The organism is Lactovum odontotermitis, from assembly GCF_054658595.1.
Map to the genome: position 1 here is coordinate 1 of NZ_BAAGGQ010000046.1, position 2384 is coordinate 2384.

6 protein-coding genes are annotated in these 2384 nt (G+C 41.6%); 1 reads left to right on the forward strand and 5 read right to left on the reverse strand.

Features of this window, described 5'->3' with window-relative positions; genetic code table 11:
• Positions 1-214: hypothetical protein (locus ACYQ2E_RS11225; RefSeq protein WP_460018149.1), on the forward strand; the 214-nt coding region annotated here is incomplete at its 5' end.
• A gap of 379 nt (positions 215-593) precedes the next feature.
• On the opposite strand, the gene ACYQ2E_RS11230 is transcribed toward ACYQ2E_RS11225, so the two are convergent.
• From ACYQ2E_RS11230 to ACYQ2E_RS11250, 5 genes are read right to left on the reverse strand one after another with little or no spacing between them, the layout of a single operon-like run.
• Positions 594-734 (reverse strand): hypothetical protein, encoded by a 141-nt coding sequence (locus ACYQ2E_RS11230; protein WP_460018150.1) that lies wholly within the window; start codon positions 732-734, stop codon positions 594-596.
• Positions 734-919, reverse strand: a complete 186-nt coding sequence (locus tag ACYQ2E_RS11235; protein WP_460018151.1) for a hypothetical protein — start codon at positions 917-919, stop codon at positions 734-736. Before ACYQ2E_RS11235 ends, ACYQ2E_RS11230 begins: the two co-directional genes overlap by 1 nt.
• Before the next feature lie 11 nt (positions 920-930).
• On the reverse strand, positions 931-1677 hold the full coding sequence (locus tag ACYQ2E_RS11240; RefSeq protein WP_460018152.1) for an N-acetylmuramoyl-L-alanine amidase: 747 nt from the start codon (positions 1675-1677) through the stop codon (positions 931-933).
• A gap of 2 nt (positions 1678-1679) precedes the next feature.
• A complete protein-coding gene (locus tag ACYQ2E_RS11245; RefSeq protein ID WP_460018153.1) occupies positions 1680-1916 on the reverse strand; it encodes a holin in 237 nt (78 codons plus the stop codon).
• Positions 1917-1929: 13 nt separating this feature from the next.
• Positions 1930-2268, reverse strand: a complete 339-nt coding sequence (locus tag ACYQ2E_RS11250; protein ID WP_460018154.1) for a hypothetical protein — start codon at positions 2266-2268, stop codon at positions 1930-1932.
• Positions 2269-2384: the final 116 nt, after the last annotated feature.

Here is a 2384-nt window from a genome sequence, read left to right on the forward strand (position 1 = left end):
TGATCCGGGCGGTCTACTTATCATTGATTATACCTACCTTTATAGTGCTTTTGGTACAAATTCGGTACAAATTCCTTTTTTGATAAGTCTTTTTTTGATTCATGGGTTTATTTGCACTTTATCCCTTAAATTATACCATACTTTGCAGAAAATTAAAAAAAGCCACCCTCCCGCTCGCAAGGAAGATGTGACTTTTGTGTTAGAGATAACTTAATCAAAAATTTAAGGAGAAATTTATGAGCGAGCGACAGACACTGTCAGAATCGAACTGACCGCGCACACCACGTAAGTGCCTATAAAAACAAGAGCGCCGCACATAAGCCCTCTTGCAAACGTAACATTGTTTTTGCCAATTTTTATGTTTTTTATTTGTGCTATTTATTTCGTGTTATAATTATTCATTAAAATTTAATTCGTAAGAGAATTTAATTTGTGAGAGAATTTAAATTTTGAAATCTATAGAAAGGAGCAAATTATGGTTAACAAGACAACCTCTCCAAAAGTTGCTAGCAAAGCTTCAAAAGCTTTGACTAGCGGTAAAACAAGCAAGACGACTAAATCCATAGCTGGAAGCGCCTTGTCACAAGCTAAGCCTAATCGGAAAAAATAGGCTTCAAACTCGTAAGCAGTTCTGAAATAGCTGAGACCATTTCAGGGCTGCTTTTGGTTCCATGAAGCTTCATTACTTCAGAGACGAGTTTGTAAACTTCTGCTTCTATTTCTTCGTGCGTCATTATTCCTCTTCATCTTTCTTGAAAGCCCAACCTGCAACGCACGTGTTGTTAAAACATGCAGAACGCTTAACCTGCGTCATTTGTCCGAAATAGTCGAACTTGAAGCCGGTAGTATTTGTGGTGAAATTTTCAACGTTTTTAAATAAAAAACATTGACCATTGTTTGTGAAAACGATAAGTTCCATTTTATTCTCCTTTATCCTTTTGAGACATCACGATTAGGGTCTGTCGCATTTTTTCCGAACTCTGCATCAAGCTCTGCCTGATACATTGTGTCAGTCGGAAGACCGAGTTTCGCCCATTTATCTTGATAGTTATTAAGCACGCGGCCTGTTTTAACATAGCGAACCTCGACCCCATTAGAAACATACCAGCGTTTTGTGTCAGTACAGAAAATTAAATACATTTTTATCAATCCTTTCGCGCTTCCAGCGCCGTTGTTTGTCTGTGAGCCAGAACCAGCTATTTGTTGTGCACGCGCCACAATCCAGTCAATGTCCAGGCCGCCGCTACATTCAGTGTAGCAGCCCGGCATTTCGCGATGACGCTTGATATGGTCGCGGTCAATCGGAATTCCGCGACGCTGAGCAATTTCAGCTACCAGCTGAGCGGATTTTTCCTGATTTTCAGGACTGACCAGCCAGTTTGGCGCCCCAGTTGAATTCTGGTGCTCAATTCCGATTGTGTGACCGTTATTGTCGTAACCTGCAGCACCGCAATGCCAGGCCACCTGCTCTTCATCAAGACAGGAAATAATTTTCCCGTTCTCAATCTGGTAATGCGCTGACGCCTCGCGAGCAATCCAGCAGTTCGGCACGACGCCCGAGCCTGTACCTGCATTGTGATGCAGGACAATTGTGTCGATTGGACTGCGAACGCCCCCAAAATGACCGCTGGACTGCCAGCCGTAATCCCGGACGTCGGTTAGTGGTGATATTGTCATTACTATTCCTCTTCCTTTTTTATAAGGCTAGCTGTGCCACTATCGCCGACATTCGAGCTGGCAATCGAGGTCAGCGCTGAAATGATTGTCGCAAGTGCTGCGACACTCAAAGCGTTAATCCAGTCAACGCTGATTAAATCACTTGCTCCGGCTAAGCCGACTGCAATGAGCGACTGACAGAACGTTCTAATCGCCCGCTCCATCAAATCTTCCCAAAATTTTTTAGTGAAATTTTTCATTTTATGACCTTTCTTAAAGTAAATTTCTTTTTTTGAATTCTTCTTCTACCCATGAATTACCATTGATTGGCGGCTCACGGTAGTGCTTGAACTCGTAGTTTAGCTTCTCGGCAATCCATGGCTTGGCTTCATCAGAAGCATTATCGTACTCGGATAACAGCGAAGTGATGAGCATTTTTTTAGCTGATTTCGATTGATTAATCTGTATTTTTTCGACTTTGTCAATGCGAGAATCAATATGCTCAATCTGCTCTTTGATTGACTGATAGCTTTTGTTAGAATTTCGCCTAATTATCTCGATAATGACACCAGAACTCAGTATTGTCGTAATTAATTCAAGAGCTTCTTTCAAATAGTTCTCCTTTCTTTTTTAATATCTTTCCTAAAAATCCTACCTTTTCGGAAAGGTGGAACAGGCACAAATGCAATAGCCTCTGGTTTGGTCAAGTCAAACGGAACTATGCTTGT

What these genes read in the sequence shown, in the direction of transcription:
- ACYQ2E_RS11230 (WP_460018150.1), bottom strand. Translation starts at nt 734, where the DNA reads ATGACGCACGAAGAAATAGAAGCAGAAGTTTACAAACTCGTCTCTGAA.
- ACYQ2E_RS11235 (WP_460018151.1), bottom strand. Translation starts at nt 919, where the DNA reads ATGGAACTTATCGTTTTCACAAACAATGGTCAATGTTTTTTATTTAAA.
- ACYQ2E_RS11240 (WP_460018152.1), bottom strand. Translation starts at nt 1,677, where the DNA reads ATGACAATATCACCACTAACCGACGTCCGGGATTACGGCTGGCAGTCC.
- ACYQ2E_RS11245 (WP_460018153.1), bottom strand. Translation starts at nt 1,916, where the DNA reads ATGAAAAATTTCACTAAAAAATTTTGGGAAGATTTGATGGAGCGGGCG.